This window comes from Sodalis ligni (assembly GCF_016865525.2).
Classification (GTDB): Bacteria; Pseudomonadota; Gammaproteobacteria; order Enterobacterales; family Enterobacteriaceae; genus Acerihabitans; species Acerihabitans ligni.
The window spans coordinates 1-17,172 of record NZ_CP075169.1; the positions used below are offsets into that span (position 1 = coordinate 1).

Annotated in this window: 11 protein-coding genes and 2 pseudogenes; 8 read left to right on the forward strand and 5 right to left on the reverse strand. The window is 50.5% G+C overall.

Annotated features, from left to right (window positions below; translation table 11 throughout):
- Positions 1-10 precede the first annotated feature (10 nt).
- The 5 genes and pseudogenes from dnaA (at position 11) to yidA (ending at position 7,748) form a co-directional block, all read left to right on the forward strand.
- Positions 11-1,402 carry a chromosomal replication initiator protein DnaA gene (dnaA, locus tag GTU79_RS00005; protein ID WP_132924063.1) on the forward strand — a complete coding sequence of 464 codons (1,392 nt, stop codon included), beginning with the start codon at positions 11-13 and terminating at the stop codon, positions 1,400-1,402.
- 2 nt (positions 1,403-1,404) lie between these two features.
- Positions 1,405-2,505, forward strand: a complete 1,101-nt coding sequence (gene dnaN / locus GTU79_RS00010; RefSeq protein ID WP_203524270.1) for a DNA polymerase III subunit beta — start codon at positions 1,405-1,407, stop codon at positions 2,503-2,505.
- A 25-nt stretch (positions 2,506-2,530) separates the two neighbouring features.
- Positions 2,531-3,625 carry a DNA replication/repair protein RecF gene (gene recF / locus GTU79_RS00015; RefSeq protein WP_132924061.1) on the forward strand — a complete coding sequence of 365 codons (1,095 nt, stop codon included), beginning with the start codon at positions 2,531-2,533 and terminating at the stop codon, positions 3,623-3,625.
- An 18-nt stretch (positions 3,626-3,643) separates the two neighbouring features.
- Positions 3,644-6,058 (forward strand): DNA topoisomerase (ATP-hydrolyzing) subunit B, encoded by a 2,415-nt coding sequence (gene gyrB / locus GTU79_RS00020; RefSeq protein WP_203524271.1) that lies wholly within the window; start codon positions 3,644-3,646, stop codon positions 6,056-6,058.
- Between the two features lie 872 nt (positions 6,059-6,930).
- Positions 6,931-7,748: pseudogene (yidA, locus tag GTU79_RS00025) on the forward strand (sugar-phosphatase).
- Positions 7,749-9,301: 1,553 nt separating this feature from the next.
- On the opposite strand, the gene GTU79_RS00030 reads toward yidA, so the two are convergent.
- Positions 9,302-9,688 (reverse strand): hypothetical protein, encoded by a 387-nt coding sequence (locus GTU79_RS00030; protein ID WP_214513615.1) that lies wholly within the window; start codon positions 9,686-9,688, stop codon positions 9,302-9,304.
- A gap of 277 nt (positions 9,689-9,965) precedes the next feature.
- On the opposite strand from GTU79_RS00030, the gene GTU79_RS00035 reads away from it, so the two are divergent.
- Positions 9,966-11,555: an FGGY-family carbohydrate kinase gene (locus tag GTU79_RS00035; RefSeq protein ID WP_203524274.1), complete on the forward strand. Its 1,590-nt coding sequence runs from the start codon at positions 9,966-9,968 to the stop codon at positions 11,553-11,555.
- A gap of 56 nt (positions 11,556-11,611) precedes the next feature.
- Here GTU79_RS00035 and GTU79_RS00040 read toward each other — a convergent pair whose 3' ends face one another.
- Complete coding sequence (locus GTU79_RS00040) at positions 11,612-11,941, reverse strand: YceK/YidQ family lipoprotein (RefSeq protein ID WP_132924056.1); 330 nt, start codon at positions 11,939-11,941, stop codon at positions 11,612-11,614.
- A gap of 286 nt (positions 11,942-12,227) precedes the next feature.
- Between GTU79_RS00040 and ibpA the strand changes: the two are divergent.
- A pseudogene (gene ibpA / locus GTU79_RS00045) lies at positions 12,228-12,640 on the forward strand (small heat shock chaperone IbpA).
- 134 nt (positions 12,641-12,774) lie between these two features.
- Positions 12,775-13,227 (forward strand): small heat shock chaperone IbpB, encoded by a 453-nt coding sequence (gene ibpB, locus GTU79_RS00050; protein WP_203524311.1) that lies wholly within the window; start codon positions 12,775-12,777, stop codon positions 13,225-13,227.
- Positions 13,228-13,384: 157 nt separating this feature from the next.
- On the opposite strand, the gene GTU79_RS00055 is transcribed toward ibpB, so the two are convergent.
- The 3 genes from GTU79_RS00055 to ghrB all read right to left on the reverse strand — a co-directional run bounded on the left by GTU79_RS00055 (position 13,385) and on the right by ghrB (position 17,080).
- Positions 13,385-14,644, reverse strand: a complete 1,260-nt coding sequence (locus tag GTU79_RS00055) for a valine--pyruvate transaminase (RefSeq protein WP_132924054.1) — start codon at positions 14,642-14,644, stop codon at positions 13,385-13,387.
- 92 nt (positions 14,645-14,736) lie between these two features.
- Positions 14,737-15,738, reverse strand: coding sequence for an AI-2E family transporter (locus tag GTU79_RS00060; protein WP_132927929.1), 1,002 nt, complete (start codon positions 15,736-15,738; stop codon positions 14,737-14,739).
- Between the two features lie 367 nt (positions 15,739-16,105).
- Positions 16,106-17,080 (reverse strand): glyoxylate/hydroxypyruvate reductase GhrB, encoded by a 975-nt coding sequence (gene ghrB / locus GTU79_RS00065; protein ID WP_203524275.1) that lies wholly within the window; start codon positions 17,078-17,080, stop codon positions 16,106-16,108.
- Positions 17,081-17,172: the final 92 nt, after the last annotated feature.

Sequence of the window (17,172 nt, forward strand, 5' to 3'; positions counted from 1 at the left end):
GGAGTCCGCCGTGTCACTTTCGCTTTGGCAGCAATGTCTTGCCCGACTACAGGATGAGTTACCTGCCACAGAATTCAGTATGTGGATACGCCCTCTTCAGGCGGAACTGAGTGACAACACTCTGGCATTGTACGCCCCCAACCGATTTGTCCTGGACTGGGTGCGCGATAAGTATTTGAATAACATCAATGGGTTGTTAAATGATTTTTGCGGTACCGATGCGCCTTTGCTGCGATTTGAAGTAGGAAGCAAGCCGCCGTTATCGGTGGTGGTCAATCCGCAGCCGGTGAACCATGTCAATGAGGCGCCGGTGCAGGCGGCCCGTCCCAGGCCCATGCGGCCAAGCTGGGACAGTTCGCCGGTGCAGCCGGAGCTGTCATATCGTTCGAATGTCAATCCCAAGCACAATTTCGATAACTTTGTCGAAGGGAAATCCAACCAGCTGGCGCGCGCGGCGGCGCGGCAGGTGGCGGACAATCCCGGCGGTGCTTACAACCCGCTGTTTCTGTACGGCGGGACGGGCCTGGGTAAAACGCATCTGCTGCATGCGGTGGGCAACGGCATAATGGCCCGTAAAGCCAATGCCAAGGTGGTCTATATGCATTCCGAGCGCTTTGTGCAGGATATGGTGAAAGCGCTGCAGAATAACGCTATCGAGGAGTTTAAACGCTATTATCGCTCCGTGGACGCCCTTCTTATTGATGATATTCAGTTTTTTGCCAATAAAGAGCGTTCGCAGGAAGAGTTTTTCCACACCTTCAATGCCTTGCTGGAAGGCAACCAGCAGATCATTCTGACGTCCGATCGCTATCCCAAAGAGATTAACGGCGTGGAAGATCGTTTGAAGTCGCGTTTCGGCTGGGGCCTGACGGTGGCCATCGAGCCGCCTGAGCTGGAAACCCGCGTGGCCATTCTGATGAAAAAAGCCGATGAAAACGACATCCGGCTGCCGGGAGAAGTGGCGTTTTTTATCGCCAAGCGCTTACGTTCCAATGTTCGCGAACTGGAAGGAGCGTTGAATCGGGTCATTGCCAACGCCAATTTCACCGGCCGGGCCATTACCATTGATTTTGTGCGCGAAGCGCTGCGGGATTTGCTGGCCCTGCAGGAAAAACTCGTCACCATCGATAATATCCAGAAAACCGTGGCGGAATATTATAAAATCAAAGTGGCCGATCTGCTGTCGAAACGGCGATCCCGTTCGGTGGCGCGGCCCAGGCAAATGGCTATGGCGCTGTCGAAAGAATTGACCAATCATAGCCTGCCGGAGATCGGCGACGCTTTCGGCGGGCGCGATCATACTACCGTGTTGCACGCCTGCCGCAAGATCGAGCAGTTGCGTGAAGAAAGTCACGATATAAAAGAAGATTTCTCCAACTTAATCAGAACATTATCTTCCTAACTATGAAATTTATCGTTGAACGCGAGCATCTGCTTAAACCTCTGCAACAGGTTAGCAGCCCGTTAGGCGGGCGACCCACCCTACCGATCCTGGGCAACTTATTGTTGCAGGTGGCGGAAGATCGGCTATCGCTGACCGGTACCGATCTGGAGATGGAAATGGTGGCGCAAGTCGCCCTGTCCCAATCCCATGAGCCCGGCGCCACCACCGTGCCCGCGCGCAAATTCTTCGATATTTGCCGTGGTCTGCCCGATGGGGCGGAAATTACCGTGACGCAGGAAAACGAACGCATGCTGATCCGGTCAGGACGCAGCCGTTTTTCCCTGTCCACCCTGCCCGCCACCGATTTCCCCAATCTTGATGACTGGCAAAGCGAGGTTGAATTCACCTTGCCCCAGGCCACGCTGAAACGGTTGATTGAATCCACCCAGTTCTCCATGGCGCATCAGGACGTGCGATACTATCTGAACGGCATGCTGTTCGAGACCGAGGGCGAAGAGCTGCGTACCGTCGCCACCGACGGGCATCGCCTGGCGGTATGTTCCATGCCGGTGGGACAGGCGCTGCCGACCCATTCGGTGATCGTGCCTCGTAAAGGGGTGATGGAGCTGGTGAGGATGCTGGATGGCGGCGAAACGCCGTTAACGCTGCAAATCGGCAGCAATAATATCCGCGCCAGCCTCGGTGATTATATCTTTACCTCAAAACTGGTTGACGGCCGTTTTCCCGATTATCGCCGGGTGCTGCCGAAAAACCCGGACAAGACCCTGGAAGCCGGTTGTGATGTGCTTAAGCAGGCTTTTGCCCGCGCGGCCATTCTGTCCAACGAAAAATTCCGCGGCGTGCGCCTGTATCTGAGCAACGATCAGCTGAAAATCACCGCCAATAATCCTGAACAGGAAGAGGCTGAGGAAATTCTGGACGTCTCCTATCAGGGCACTGAAATGGAAATTGGTTTTAACGTCAGTTATGTGCTGGATGTGCTTAACGCGTTGAAAAGTGAACAGGTCCGGTTATTGCTGACCGATGGGGTGTCGAGCGTGCAAATCGAAGACTGCGCCAGCCAGGCGGCGGCCTATGTTGTTATGCCGATGCGTCTCTAGAGATGTGGTAAGGTAGTGTGACTGAATGGCCCTATCGCGTCTTCTCATCCGTGATTTTCGTAATATCGAGTCCGCCGATTTGGCCCCGGCCGCTGATTTCAATTTTTTGGTCGGTGCCAACGGAAGCGGAAAAACCAGCGTCCTGGAAGCCATTTATACCCTCGGACATGGCCGGGCATTCCGCAGCTTGCAGGTGGGGCGCGTTATTCGTCACGAGCAGCCGGAGTTTATGCTGCATGGCCGGATAGACGGGATGGGGTCGGACTCGCGGCAAACGTCGGTGGGTCTGAGTAAAAACCGGCTGGGGGATAACCGGGTACGCATTGATGGCAGCGACGGGCATAAAGTCGCTGAGCTCGCCCAGCTGTTGCCTATGCAGCTCATTACGCCGGAGGGATTCACCCTGCTGAACGGCGGTCCGAAATACCGTCGTGCCTTTATGGACTGGGGGTGTTTTCATAACGAGCCGGGTTTTTTCACCGCCTGGAGTAACCTGAAGCGTTTGCTCAAACAGCGAAATGCGGCTTTACGCCAGGTAAGTCGTTATGCGCAGCTGCGCGCCTGGGATCAGGAATTGATCCCCCTGGCGGCGCTGATAAGCCGCTGGCGGGCCCTGTACAGCGAAGCGATAGCAGTGGATATCACTGCGACCTGCGCCTTGTTTTTACCGGAGTTCCAACTGGACTTCAGTTTTCAGCGCGGCTGGGATCGCGAAAGTGACTACGGCGATCTGCTGGAACGGCAGTTTGAGCGCGATCGGGCATTGACATATACTGCGTCCGGCCCGCACAAGGCGGATTTTCGCATCCGCGCCGAGGGAGTCCCGGTTGAGGATTTGCTGTCCCGCGGCCAATTGAAATTATTGATGTGCGCCTTGCGCTTGGCGCAAGGCGAGTTTCTGACCCGCCAGAGCGGTAGACAGTGCCTCTATTTGATAGATGACTTTGCCTCAGAGCTGGACGCCGGCCGCCGCAGGCTGCTGGCGGAGCGCTTGAAAGCCACCCGGGCCCAGGTTTTCGTCAGCGCGCTGAGCGCTGAACAAATCCGTGATATTACGGATGAAAAGGGCAGGATGTTCCTGGTGGAACAAGGTAAAATACGTATTCAATCCGAAGTTTAAAATGAGCGAGAAACGTTGATGTCGAATTCTTATGACTCCTCAAGTATCAAAGTACTCAAGGGACTGGACGCAGTGCGTAAACGTCCGGGAATGTATATCGGTGATACGGATGACGGCACCGGTCTGCACCATATGGTATTCGAGGTTGTGGACAACGCTATCGACGAAGCCCTCGCCGGCTATTGTAAAGAAATTGTCGTTATCATTCATGAAGATAACTCTGTATCGGTTCAGGATGACGGGCGCGGTATTCCCACCGGCATCCATGAGGAAGAAGGTATCTCCGCCGTTGAAGTCATCATGACCGTGCTTCACGCCGGCGGTAAGTTCGATGACAATTCCTATAAGGTGTCCGGCGGTTTGCACGGCGTGGGCGTATCGGTCGTCAATGCCTTGTCGGAAAAGCTGGAACTGGTGGTTCGCCGCGAAGGCAAAGTCCATGAGCAGACCTATAAAGGCGGCATACCGCAGGCCCCGCTGGCCATCGTCGGCGAAACCGATCAAACCGGGACCACCGTGCGTTTCTGGCCGAGCCTGGAGACGTTCACCAACAATACCGAATTCCAGTATGAAATACTGGCCAAGCGCCTGCGGGAATTGTCTTTCCTCAATTCCGGCGTGGCCATCCGTTTGGTGGATAAACGGACCGATAAAGAAGATCTTTTTCATTATCAAGGCGGTATCAAAGCCTTTGTTGAATACCTGAATAAAAACAAGACGCCGATTCATCCTACGGTATTCTATTTTTCCACGGAAAAAGACGGTATCGGCGTGGAAGTCGCCCTGCAGTGGAATGACGGCTTCCAGGAAAATATTTATTGCTTCACTAACAATATTCCCCAGCGCGATGGCGGTACCCATTTGGTGGGATTCCGTGCCGCAATGACCCGTACCCTGAACTCCTATATGGACAAAGAGGGTTACAGCAAAAAAGCGAAGGTCAGCGCCACCGGCGATGACGCCCGTGAAGGATTGATAGCCGTGGTGTCGGTAAAAGTGCCGGACCCGAAATTCTCCTCCCAGACCAAGGACAAGCTGGTTTCCTCCGAGGTGAAAACCGCGGTGGAGACGCAGATGAATGAGCGGCTGGTGGCCTATCTGCTGGAAAACCCCACCGATGCCAAGATCGTGGTGGGCAAGATTATAGATGCCGCCCGCGCCCGTGAAGCGGCGCGCAAAGCGCGGGAAATGACCCGGCGTAAAGGGGCATTGGATTTGGCGGGGTTGCCGGGCAAGCTGGCGGACTGTCAGGAGCGGGATCCGGCGCTGTCAGAACTTTATCTGGTGGAAGGGGACTCGGCGGGCGGTTCGGCCAAACAGGGCCGGAACCGTAAAAATCAGGCGATTTTGCCGCTGAAAGGGAAAATCCTTAATGTGGAGAAAGCGCGTTTTGACAAGATGCTCTCTTCTCAGGAAGTGGCGACGCTGATTACCGCGCTGGGCTGCGGTATCGGCCGGGATGAATACAATCCCGATAAACTGCGTTATCACAATATCATCATTATGACCGATGCCGATGTGGATGGCTCCCATATCCGCACCCTGCTGCTGACCTTCTTTTATCGTCAAATGCCCGAAATCGTTGAGCGCGGACATGTCTATATCGCCCAGCCTCCGTTATACAAGGTCAAGAAAGGCAAGCAAGAACAGTACATCAAGGATGATGATGCCATGGATCAATATCAGATATCGCTGGCGATGGACGGTGCCGCGGTTCATCCCAACGAGCATGCCCCGGCATTGGCCGGCGAGCCGCTGGAAAAACTGGTTGCCGAGCATTATGCGGTGCAAAAGATGATTGGCCGTATGGAGCGTCGTTATCCGCGCGCCTTGTTGAATCATTTGATCTATCAGCCGACGCTCCATGAGCCGGATCTGGCGAACCAAGAGCATGTGGCAAGTTGGATCGGCGCCTTGGTGAACGATCTCAATCAGAACGAAAAACATGGCAGCAGCTATAGCTATACCGTGCGCGAAAACCGTGAACGCCAGCTGTACGAGGCGGTGCTGAAGATTCGTACCCATGGCGTGGATACCGATTATGTGATGGATTTCGAGTTTGTTCACGGCGGAGAATATCGCAAGCTTTGCTCGTTGGGTGAAAAACTGCGCGGCCTGATAGAATCAGACGCTTTTGTGGAGCGGGGTGAACGGCGCCTGCCGGTTACCACCTTTGAGCAGGCGTTGGACTGGCTGGTAAAAGAGTCACGGCGCGGTCTGGCCATACAACGTTATAAAGGGCTGGGTGAAATGAATCCGGAGCAGCTGTGGGAAACCACCATGGATCCGGAAAGCCGCCGCATGCTGCGGGTGACCGTCAAAGACGCTATTGCCGCCGATCAGCTATTTACCACCCTGATGGGTGATGCGGTGGAACCGCGGCGCGCCTTCATTGAAGAGAATGCGTTGAAAGCGGCTAATATCGATATTTAACGTTTATCGATAGCGGCGGTCAGCTTTTGATTGGCGCTGAAAACAAAAAAGGCGGCCGTTGGCTGCCTTTCTTTTAAATTTATGGTTATGAATCATTTGAATTTATATAATATAAGTATATATAATCTCTATTATGTGTTTACTATTTTATAGTTGTGTTTTGCTAGTTCGGATATTTACACGTCTACTCAACTTCTTATATAATGTCAACGTTGTCGAGTTAGGGCAAGTCACTTTAAATGGAACGACAACGGTAACTGCCGCGCCATTATTTGGCGCGGCGTTTCCTTAGATAATAATATGATTTAATTATAACTAATAAAATATCAAATGAATTAGTATCAATGAACAACTCGCGATCTCGTCATCGTTCGAAAAAGAGTGCCCTCGATGATATAACACGTGATAGCCCTTGGCTCGAATAGCCATACTTCGACGCGCAGCTTTCCATTTTCCGGTTTAATCTTCACCAGTGATTTTGTTTTCATATATTCCCTTCCTTTGGGTTTGCTACTTTTTATGTCACTCAATGACGGCAATCAATAATAAATTATCCGCATAAGAAGTCTAATGAAAGAAGGTTAGAAATATTTCATAATAATGGGTTAAATCAATATTAATTTAATAGTCTGATGTATCTTTAATATTCAAGGATAAAATCATGAGCCCATTGAAATATCTTTCAGTCTAATTACCGGCAACGCAATCTGTGAGCATATTTACCTTCAGGGATGCCTGCAAACCGGAATCAACACGAAACATTCACCGTAAGCGGTGGATTTGCGCTATTATCGGTTGGTTTAGTATGATGATTGAGTGATGACGGAATGGCGACTTATTCTGGCTTTCCGCCACCGCCTAAAGAGGGTGCAATGACGATAAAACTTATAGCAATAGATATGGACGGGACCCTGTTAAATCATAAACATGAGATAACCCCGCGGTTAAACGCGCCATAAGCGCAGCGCGGGATAAGGGTGTCTATGTTGTCTTGGCCACCGGCCGGCCCTTTATCGGCATACAGCGCTACCTGCTTGAGCTGGATTTACAACAGGAAGGGCATTACTGCATTACCAATAACGGCGCGCTGGTCCAGCGGACGGTTAACGGTGATCGCGTATCGGAAATTACCCTCGATTTTGACGATTATCTTTATTTCGAGGCGTTATCACGACAGCTTGGTGTGCATTTTCACGCGCTGACTTTCTCCACACTCTATACGGCAAATCGGGATATCGGCCGCTATACCGTTTTTGAAGCTTTTCTGACCGGTATGCCGTTAAAATTCCGCCGGGTAGATGAAATGGACCGGGGTCTCCGGTTTCCTAAAGTGATGATGGTTGATGAGCCGGCTATCTTGGACCACGCCATCAGCCAGATCCCGCAGGAAGCCTTTGACAGATATACCATTATGAAAAGCGCCGAATATTACCTGGAGTTGTTGCGCAAAGAGGCGAATAAAGGCGAGGGCGTCAAGGCATTGGCGGAGCATCTGCATATCAAGGCTGATGAGGTAATGACGATCGGAGATCAGGCGAATGATTTAGCAATGATTAAGTATGCCGGCATTGGCGTGGCGATGGGGAATGGCATTGATGAAGTTAAAGCCGCCAGCCAGTTCGTGACCAAAAGCAATCTGGAAGACGGCGTTGCGGTGGCAATCGAGAAATTTGTACTGAATTCCCGTTAGCATTGGGGCATGACGCGAAAACGACAATCAGAGCGGCGTCCCCTAGAGAAAGGGGATGAAACATGGCGAAGAGGTGCCTGAATGCTATGCCACAAATCTCAGGATGTGCCGGTTAACGCGTTAATCTCAAATAACCAAGGCTTCCACCGTTATGACATAAAGGTTATGGTCATTTTGGGAAGTCAGACTCAGTCTTATTCTCTGTTCACTTAGCGTTACCTTATATATTATTTGACACCATTTATAGATGATGTAAATAGGTATTTTATACTTCTCTGCGATATTTTTAACATAACCATTGCTTGTACAGACCTCATTGATAACTGGTTTTTAAATTCTATATCGAATTTTTGTTTCGCATTGGTATGACTTGGTTTTCTTTCTAACCTTACCTGTGACGCGACTTCTTATAAGGTTGATTTATTGTGTTTGTCATTATTGATATTTAACTTCAAAAGTTCCTTTATTTTTATAGATATACCATACATTTCCTGGCTCTAATTCGAAAGATATTGACGCCGTATATTATGCTGTTTTGCACCCAATTGCAACTGGTGTCGGGAAAACGTGCCCTTATTATCATTACACATTTGTTGTTAATATCGGCTTTATCAATATTTTATATATTCCCTCACTGGAATCATGGTTATTTTGATGGTTTGGGGCGATAGGAGCAGCGCTATTTAATCTATCTGCAGCGGCGTGCAAGCTTTCTGGTAAATTTTTGGTAAGGTTAAGCTAAGAGAAAAATTATCCACAATTTTATCATTCATATCCTTTTGCCTTGATGGATGAAAGGGAATGCAGGTTTCTATGACTATTCAAGCACGCTGCACTTTTTACTTATTGCCGGGCAACTCACTTTATACGGCGCGGAATTATTATTGGTTGCCCTAATTGAAATGAATTTTCTCCGCACAGTTTTAAGTTAGTTTAAAATTCGAACCTACTTTTGATAGCATTCAGCCGAGGACGATATATCAATATTGTTCATATTGGTTGATCTCCTTCATTATATGCAACTAATTATTAATATGTGTTTGGCCTTGTCCATAAAGGTTCCTAACCACAATTATTCGGTATTTTTTGCTTTGTCAGTCTCGGATTTATAACCTATTTTTCTATAATTTTCTAAAGTCATGTTGTGTATTTCTCTACACCAGCGGTGAATGATAGAACCACCAATATTGTAATGTTTGGCGACCTCATATACAGGATTTTTAATGCCGCAAGCTTCCTGAATAATCTTTTCTTTTCTAATGTAGTAAAATTTTTCTTTTTTCTAACTCAGAAGAATGAATTATGGTATCCAGTGCCAAAAGGGAATTTGATTAGGTGAAGGATTTTGATAAATATATTCCAGAATTTTTTAACTCTGTGATGGACATGGAAAAATGCTTTTACACCATGCAAATATATATTGATGCGGAATGTCGTGTATTTTAGCCACCTTGCTACAGTTAGAATATGGGTGGCAAGCCTCAAGCACGATAGAACACTGTTCATCACGGCTTCTTGCTTTATGGCTGGCATTACGGCGGTGATGCGGCTTATTATTTTTTAAGTTTAAAGCCATGTTGCGTTTGAAGTAATAAATCTTTTGCTTTTTTAATCTGAAATGATGAGGAAGGTTTGTTATCTTCACCATAACAAAGGTCGTTTTTTCTTGCTATGGATAAATCAAGAGGAAGGTTATCCTCTTTTTTTGATAACTCTTGTTCAGAACGGTTTGACTGAACCAAGCTATTAAAAATATATATGTTTTTTGTATGTTTTTCGCTGCTCCCACCTTGATGCTGGTGCGTTTCATGGGATTTCATATCTACATTGTAAGCTTCTTTGAGTCCCATCTTCAGCTCAACATAATTGCCATTAAAACTGACATCGTAACCTTCCCCATGAGTTTTTTCCCAACCGACAAGGGAACCTATAGTGTTCATTTTTATTTATCTCCATAATGTTATTATACTGTTTAATTGTTATAATAAGTCTTAACTTAAATAAGGTAAAATAACTGTTTTTAATGAATTAATTGCCAACAAATTTCTTCCTTTTTATGGTTAAAAAATATAACACAGAATATATAAATTTTTTTTCAATAAAGATTCCATCAATAGCGGGTATGCTAGATCCATCTCACAGTTTTTTGTTAAATATTTTGTTGTTCATCATACTCTTTGGTTAGAATGCTAACTCGTGGTAGTTATGGAGAAATCTATGAAAAACCCATGTTTTATCGGCGTGGATGTGGGATCCGCCAGCGTCCGCGCGGGCATTTTTGACGGGCAGGGTCAGCGGCTGGCTTTTGCTGTCCGCCCGATTCAACAATATCACCCGCGCCCGGGCGTGGTGGAGCAATCATCACGGCAAATCTGGTCTCAGGCCTGTGAGGCCATCAAAGAGGCGGTAAAAGAGGCCGGGGTAGCGTCGGACTCGGTGGTTTCGCTGGGCTTTGACGCCACCTGCTCGCTGGTGATGGTGGATGACAGCGGGCAAGGTATTTCCGTATCTGAAGGCGGGGAAGCCGAGCGCGATATCGTCATGTGGATGGATCATCGGGCGGTAGAGGAAGCTCAGGCAATTAATGCCACCGGCGATGAAGCGCTTGCCTACGTGGGCGGAGCGGTGAGCGTTGAAATGGAGCTGCCGAAAGTATTATGGCTTAAGCGGCATTTCCCCGATCGATACCAGCGCGCCCGGCGCCTGTTTGATTTGGCTGATTTTCTGGTATGGCGCGCCACCGGCGCCGATGTTGCCAGTGTGTGCACCCTGACCTGCAAATGGAACTATCTGGCCCATGAGCACCGCTTTAGCACATCGCTTTTACAGGCCGTCGGATTAACGGATTTATTGGAAAAAGTGCCGTCAACCATCCTTGAACTGGGCCAACCGGCAGGCACCCTGAGCGAAACGGCGGCAAGCCAATGCGGCCTGACAACCGCTGTTATCGTGGCCGGCGGCATTATAGATGCCCATGCCGGCGGCCTGGCGCTGGTGAGCTCACGTCCCGAAGGGACGCTGGCGATTATCAGCGGTACGTCTAACTGCCATATGCTGGTAAATCAAAAAGAGATACATGTTCCCGGTGTCTGGGGACCGTATTGGGGCGCGATGTTGCCGGATTGGTGGCTTAGCGAGGGGGGGCAAAGCGCCGCCGGGGCCCTGGTGGACTGGACGCTGCGGCAACATGCCGCCTGGCCGCTCCTGCAGCAGCAAGCGGCGCTGGAACACTGCAATGAATATACCCTGCTTAATCGATGGGTGGCCGCTCTGGAACAGCGGGAACCCCTGCCCACCCGGCAGCTGCATGTGTTGGCGGATCACTACGGCAACCGTTCCCCCCGCTCCAACCCCCGGGCCCGCGGCGCGGTTATCGGCCTTACCCTTGAAGAGGGACCGGATGCCCTGGCCCGGCTCTATCTCGCCACGCTTCAGTCCATTGCCTATGGTACCCGCCATATTATCGATGCCATGAATCAGGCCGGTCATCACATTACCCGGTTGATGATATGCGGCGGTGCGACAAAGAATCCCCTGTGGCTGCGTGAGTATGCCAATGTCACCGGTTGCGATATAGAGTTGTCGGCGGAAGACGATGTGGTGACGCTGGGGGCCGCGTTATTGGGGGCGGTTGCCGCTCAAGCTTATCCCACCTTGACCGAGGCCGCCAAGGCGCTGGTGCGGCCCGGATCAATATGTGCAGCGGATGCCGGCCAAGCCGCTTTCCACCAGGCGAAATATCAGGTTTATCTGCGCATGTATGAGGATTTGCAGCAGGCGGTGAAGATAATGCGTCCCTGGTGCTGACAGCGAAAGCGATGGCGGCGGATAAAAAAAATTCGCCGTTACCCTGGCTAATCAGGCTAATTGGCGGCGGGGGGATTATCAGCGTTGGCTGAGGAGGCGCCATGCAGCATGCGTTCTCGGGGTGAGTCAAGGCGTTTATCGCTGTTTCGGCGCAGGTAATCATAGGGCAGCAGCATGGTGTCGAGCACCGCGGAAAACGGTAAATCAATTGCCGCAAAGGGGATCATGCTCCAATTAGTATCGTCATCTTCCAATACTGCCATGCTGGCTCGGGTTCCGGGATAATAACCCTGGTTGGGGCCGGTATGGGTCATCACACTTGAACACCCTGTGCTGCCCATTAATGCGCAGCTTGCCGTGAGAAAGAGCAATGTCTGTTTTAACATAGTTTCTCTGCATCCATTTTTGTCATAATAATTTGATGGCTACGCATTAGTCGGAATGAGTAAATATGCTGCTGCTACGGCCTATTCAGTGTAAGTTATAATAAACTCTTCTCAATCTGATTTCCCTCAATCTGCGATATTTTTTTCGTATTCCCCCTTGAAAAAATTACGGCCGGCGCCACTTTATAGTTGTGGCCGGGAAAAATATGCCGTAAGGGTATTTGGTCACCGACCTGTCCATCCGGAAGGTTGTTTACCACCTCGCTGATTGTTGGAGGCTTTAACCATGCGTAATTTTGATTTATCACCTCTCTACCGTTCGGCCATTGGTTTTGATCGGCTGGTCAACCTGCTTGAATCCGGGCAGACCCAAAGTAACGGCGGTTATCCTCCTATAATGTGGAATTGGTAAATGAAAACCAATATCGCATTGCCATTGCTGTAGCAGGTTTTGCCGAACATGAGCTCGATATTACCGCCCATGACAACCTGTTGACGGTAAAAGGAGCCCATGGGGACGAGCCCACGGAACGCAACTATTTGTATCAAGGCATCGCCGAGCGCAATTTCGAACGTAAATTCCAATTAGCTGAACATATCCAAATTAAAGGCGCAAATTTGGAAAATGGATTGCTCTATATCGATTTAGAGCGTGTGGTTCCGGAAACTTTGAAACCGCGCCGTATTGAAATCAAGTAAACCGGCCGCGGTCCGCAGCCACAGTATGTAATAACATCCGCCTGCCGAAAACGGGGGCAAGCTTAACCCTATCTATATACCCTAAAGATAAAGGGTATTACAGATTATCTCGCTTCAAAGAAGGAGTAAATATGATGCGTAACTATGATCTCTCTCCACTATTACGCCAGTGGATCGGTTTTGATAAATTAGCCAGCAGCATGCAGGGCAATCAGGATGACTTTAGCTTCCCGCCCTATAACATCGAAAAAAGCGACGATAACCATTATCGCATTTCGCTGGCATTGGCCGGGTTCCGGCAGGAAGATCTGACTATCGAGGTTGAAGGCCCGCGTTTAAGCATCGCCGGCAAACCCTTGGTGCCGGAGAAGAAGGTGGAATATCTCCATCATGGCCTGGTCAGCAAGCCTTTCTCCCTGAGCTTTACCCTGGCCGAACATATGTCGATAACCCACGCCGAATTTACCAACGGCTTATTGCATATCGATTTGGAACGCCATGTTCCCGAATCCTTGCAGCCCCGCCGTATCGCCATCAGCAGCGGCGAACGGTCCCCGGTGCTGGAACACCAGGCGGACGGGCAATAAAACATACGACCGCGTTGTACGCCCCAGGTGTGCAAGGGCTGAACCGCCCGCGGGCATAACATTACCTACTGCGCCACATCCTATCCGAAGAGCTATTCGATGGGATGCGGCGCGGTTTTTGCGTTAAAGACAATCCTACGACGCTATTACCGACACATTATTCAGCGGCCGCTTCCCTGTGCGCCCGCTCCACTTCTTCCGCCAAAATGGCGATGCCCCTTTCGATTTTATCGGCCTCCGGGACATAATTCATGCGCATGCATTGATGAGCATGGGGCCAGTCCGGCTCAAGACCGGGGAAAAAATAGTGGCCCGGCACCATTAATACACCGCGCATTTTCAGCCGTTGATATAGCATCTCGGTGGTAATGGGCAGGTTTTGGAACCACAGCCATAAAAAAATGGCCCCCTCCGGTTTGTGGATCAGGCAGCGCTCCGGCGGCAGATAGCGCCGCAGCGTGGCGATAGTCTGCGTCACGCGCCGCTGGTAAAAAGGCCGAATGACGTCGGTGGCCAAAGACATCAGATCGCCACGGCGGATCATGGCGGCGGCCAATGCCGGCCCAAGGCCGCCGGGGGCCAGGCTGATGATGCCGTTCATATTGCTGATGGCGGAAATCACCTCTTCATCGGCAATCACAATACCGCAGCGCACGCCGGGTAATCCCAGCTTAGACAGACTCATGCATAGAATGATATTGGAATTCCACAGCGGCGTGGCTTCGCTGAAGATAATACCCGGGAACGGCAGTCCATAGGCATTGTCGATTAATAAAGGAATATTGTGCTGTCGGGCCAGCTCATCCAGGCGCAGCAGCTCCTGGTCTGTAATCACGTTGCCGGTGGGGTTGGTGGGGCGAGAAACGCAAATCAGACCAATATCCTCACCCACCTGCAGATGCTCGAAATCAACATGGTATTTAAACTGGCCGTCCGGCAAGCGGGCAATGTTCGGCTTGGTTGAAACGAACATATCTTCTTCCAACCCGGCATCGGCATATCCCAGATATTCCGGCGCCAGCGGGAACAGCACCTTTTTCAAGCTGCCGTCTTGCGCTCGTCCCGCGAAAAGATTGAATAAATAGAAAAAAGCGCTCTGGCTGCCATTGGCCAGCGCAATATTTTTTTCGCTGACCGCCCAGCCGAGCTCCTGGCGCAGCAAGGCCGCCAACGCGGTCAGCAACACGTTTTTCCCCTGCGGACCGTCGTAATTGCATAATGCTTCGCCTAGGGTGCCTTCATCCAACATGGACCGGCAAAGATCATGAAAATACGTTTCCATCGCCGGAATGGCCGCAGGATTGCCCCCTCCGAGCATAATCGCCCCAGGGGTGCGCAGCCCGTCGTTCATATCGTCCATGAGCTGGGCAATGCCCGAATGGCGGGTGAATTTGGTTCCGAAAAGCGAAAAGGCCATGTTATTTATATGTTAAAGGTTGATGAGGGACGTGGTGATACCATACCGCCCTTGCTGCGTCAGGCAACCACTATTTTAACGGCCGAAAAAAGTTAAATCAGGTCCAGGCTGCGCAGCTCGGTTTTAAGATAGGCGTAATAGATAGGCGCAGCCACCAGTCCCTCCAATCCAAAAGCGGCTTCGAATACCAGCATAGCCAATAGCAGCTCCCAGGATTTAGCCTGGATCCGGTTACCGACGATCTCCGCGTTGAGAAAATACTCCAGCTTGTGGATGAGTATCAGGTACAAAAGCATCACCCCGCCCACCGGCAAGGAGATTGATAGCGCCGAGATGATAAACATGAAATTTGAGATCAGGTTCCCGATTATCGGTAGTAAACCAAAAATAAACGTTGCCACCACCAGCGTCTTGGACAGCGGCAAATGAATCTTGAATAGGGGAAAGATAACAAAGATCAAAATGGACGTGAGGACAGTATTGACTAAAGACACCTTGATTTGCGCAAACACGATATTGCGAAAGGAGCTGGATAAATTCTGGATGCGCTGCAGCAGCTGTTCCCGAAAGTAGGTAGTGCGTCCGGAAGGTTTGTTCAAAGAAATGATGGCGCCGATAATCAAGCCAATCAGAATGGTGATAAAGCCATGCAGAAAGCTGCGCCCCATGTTCCTGATAGTGATGAGGTTTTTTTCCACCAGCGCGAACACTTCGTTTTTAAGCTCTTCGGCGCTTTCCGGCAGGAAAGCGGGGAAACTCGCGGGGATGCGGTTTTTGATGCCGGAAAAAATCCGGTTCGTTTCGGACGTTATATCAATGCCGCGCTGGATGTTCGAGGTCAGGAAGCTCACCAGGCTGACGATGGCGATGGTCAACACGATTACCACGACGGCGGCAATGATACTAACCACCAGCCATCTCGCCCTGGTACCGCCGATAAGGCGTTCAAACCAGGGTGTCATGGCGAAAATGATTTCATAGGCCAGGAAACCGGCGACAAAGCAGGGAAATAAATGCAGCGGGATGATGATGGCAATAAAAAAAATCATCAAAATATAGGTACTGATTTTTATATAGTCGTGACGGCTGGTCATCATAGTTCCTTGCTCAGTAGGTCCTTGCAAAACGCGTTGGTTCCATTCATATCGCTGTTAAAAGTAAAGCACATGCCTGCATAGCGGCAAAGGTCAATTTTCGCCGGCGGTAAAATCTGCGACCGGTCTTGCGCATCCCACGGGCATAGGGATGCCGCGGCAGCGCATATCATACGCTCTCGCGAGAAGTTCGTTAGCCGTTATTGCCTTGTTGCGGCACAAACGTGGGCGGATGCGGCCGGATGGCGCCTCGCAGCGATAAAGCAGACTAAGACTCAAAATACGGCAGGATGGCGCTCCTTCGCGATATAACCCTGTCTGAGTGCGGTCGGATAAGCGTCTTCCTGCGATATCCGACCGTTCAGGGTTACTGGATAACCTGCGGATTGACGCAGTTTCGTTCCACTTTGCCGGTCAGGGCGGTAATAAGATTTTCCACCGCTGTAGCCGCCATGTCATAGCGTGTTTCATGGGTGGCGGAACCCACATGGGGCAATGCCACGACATTGGGCAAGCGCAGCAGCGCGGAATCCGCAGGCAAGGGTTCGTGCTCAAAGACATCCAGGCCGGCGGCATGGATACGATGATTTTTCAGGGCGTCGATGAGGGCTTCCTCGTCCACCACCGGGCCGCGTCCGGCGTTAATCAAAATGGCGCTGGGTTTCATCTTCGCCAACTGGTCGCGGCCGATCAAATGGTGGGTCTGTTCGTTCAGGGGCAAGGTGATGCAAACAAAATCGGACTCTGCCAGCAGGCTGTCTACATCACGATAGCCGGCGTTGAATCGCTGCTCCGCCTGCTCATGCCGATGGCGCGCGTTGTATAAAACCGGCATGGAAAATCCCCCGTGGGCCCGTTGCGCCAGGGCCATGCCAATGCGCCCCATGCCGATGATACCCAGCGTCTTGTGGTGGACATCGATGCCATACCAACTGGGATCCACGCTGTCGCGCCATTTGCCGGCTTTGGTGCGTTCAGCCAAATCAACCACCCGGCGTGCGGTGGACAATACCAGCGCCATCATCAAATCGGCCACCGTTTCAGTCAAGGCGTCCGGGGTATGCATCAGCGCGATACCGCGTGCGCTCATTTCTTCCACGTCGAATTGATCGTAGCCCGCCGATATCGTGGAGGCGACCTTAAGGCTGGGCAGCAGGTTCAATCGCTGCTTATCGAATTTGCCGCCTGAACCGATGATTCCTTGCGCTTTCTGCAGTACCTGAGCATATTTTTTGCAATTTTCTTCGCTTAATCCCTCAAACTCTGTCACCGCAAAATGCGTATCCAAGCGTTGACGCAGATCTTCAGGTAATGTTTTATAGGCAACAACAACAGGTTTCATCCTCTTTCCCCTTTCAGCGATATGTTTTATACCCTTCGGGTATACAGAAAGCAGCATAACAGTTTTGCCGGTGAACGAAATAGCCGCCGTCC

Excerpts from the sequence above, each read along its gene's own strand:
- gyrB (WP_203524271.1), top strand. The coding sequence starts at position 3,644 with ATGTCGAATTCTTATGACTCCTCAAGTATCAAAGTACTCAAGGGACTG.
- ghrB (WP_203524275.1), bottom strand. The coding sequence starts at position 17,080 with ATGAAACCTGTTGTTGTTGCCTATAAAACATTACCTGAAGATCTGCGT.
- GTU79_RS00030 (WP_214513615.1), bottom strand. The coding sequence starts at position 9,688 with ATGAACACTATAGGTTCCCTTGTCGGTTGGGAAAAAACTCATGGGGAA.
- GTU79_RS00040 (WP_132924056.1), bottom strand. The coding sequence starts at position 11,941 with ATGTTAAAACAGACATTGCTCTTTCTCACGGCAAGCTGCGCATTAATG.
- dnaN (WP_203524270.1), top strand. The coding sequence starts at position 1,405 with ATGAAATTTATCGTTGAACGCGAGCATCTGCTTAAACCTCTGCAACAG.
- ibpB (WP_203524311.1), top strand. The coding sequence starts at position 12,775 with ATGCGTAACTATGATCTCTCTCCACTATTACGCCAGTGGATCGGTTTT.
- GTU79_RS00055 (WP_132924054.1), bottom strand. The coding sequence starts at position 14,644 with ATGGCCTTTTCGCTTTTCGGAACCAAATTCACCCGCCATTCGGGCATT.
- recF (WP_132924061.1), top strand. The coding sequence starts at position 2,531 with ATGGCCCTATCGCGTCTTCTCATCCGTGATTTTCGTAATATCGAGTCC.
- GTU79_RS00060 (WP_132927929.1), bottom strand. The coding sequence starts at position 15,738 with ATGACCAGCCGTCACGACTATATAAAAATCAGTACCTATATTTTGATG.
- GTU79_RS00035 (WP_203524274.1), top strand. The coding sequence starts at position 9,966 with ATGAAAAACCCATGTTTTATCGGCGTGGATGTGGGATCCGCCAGCGTC.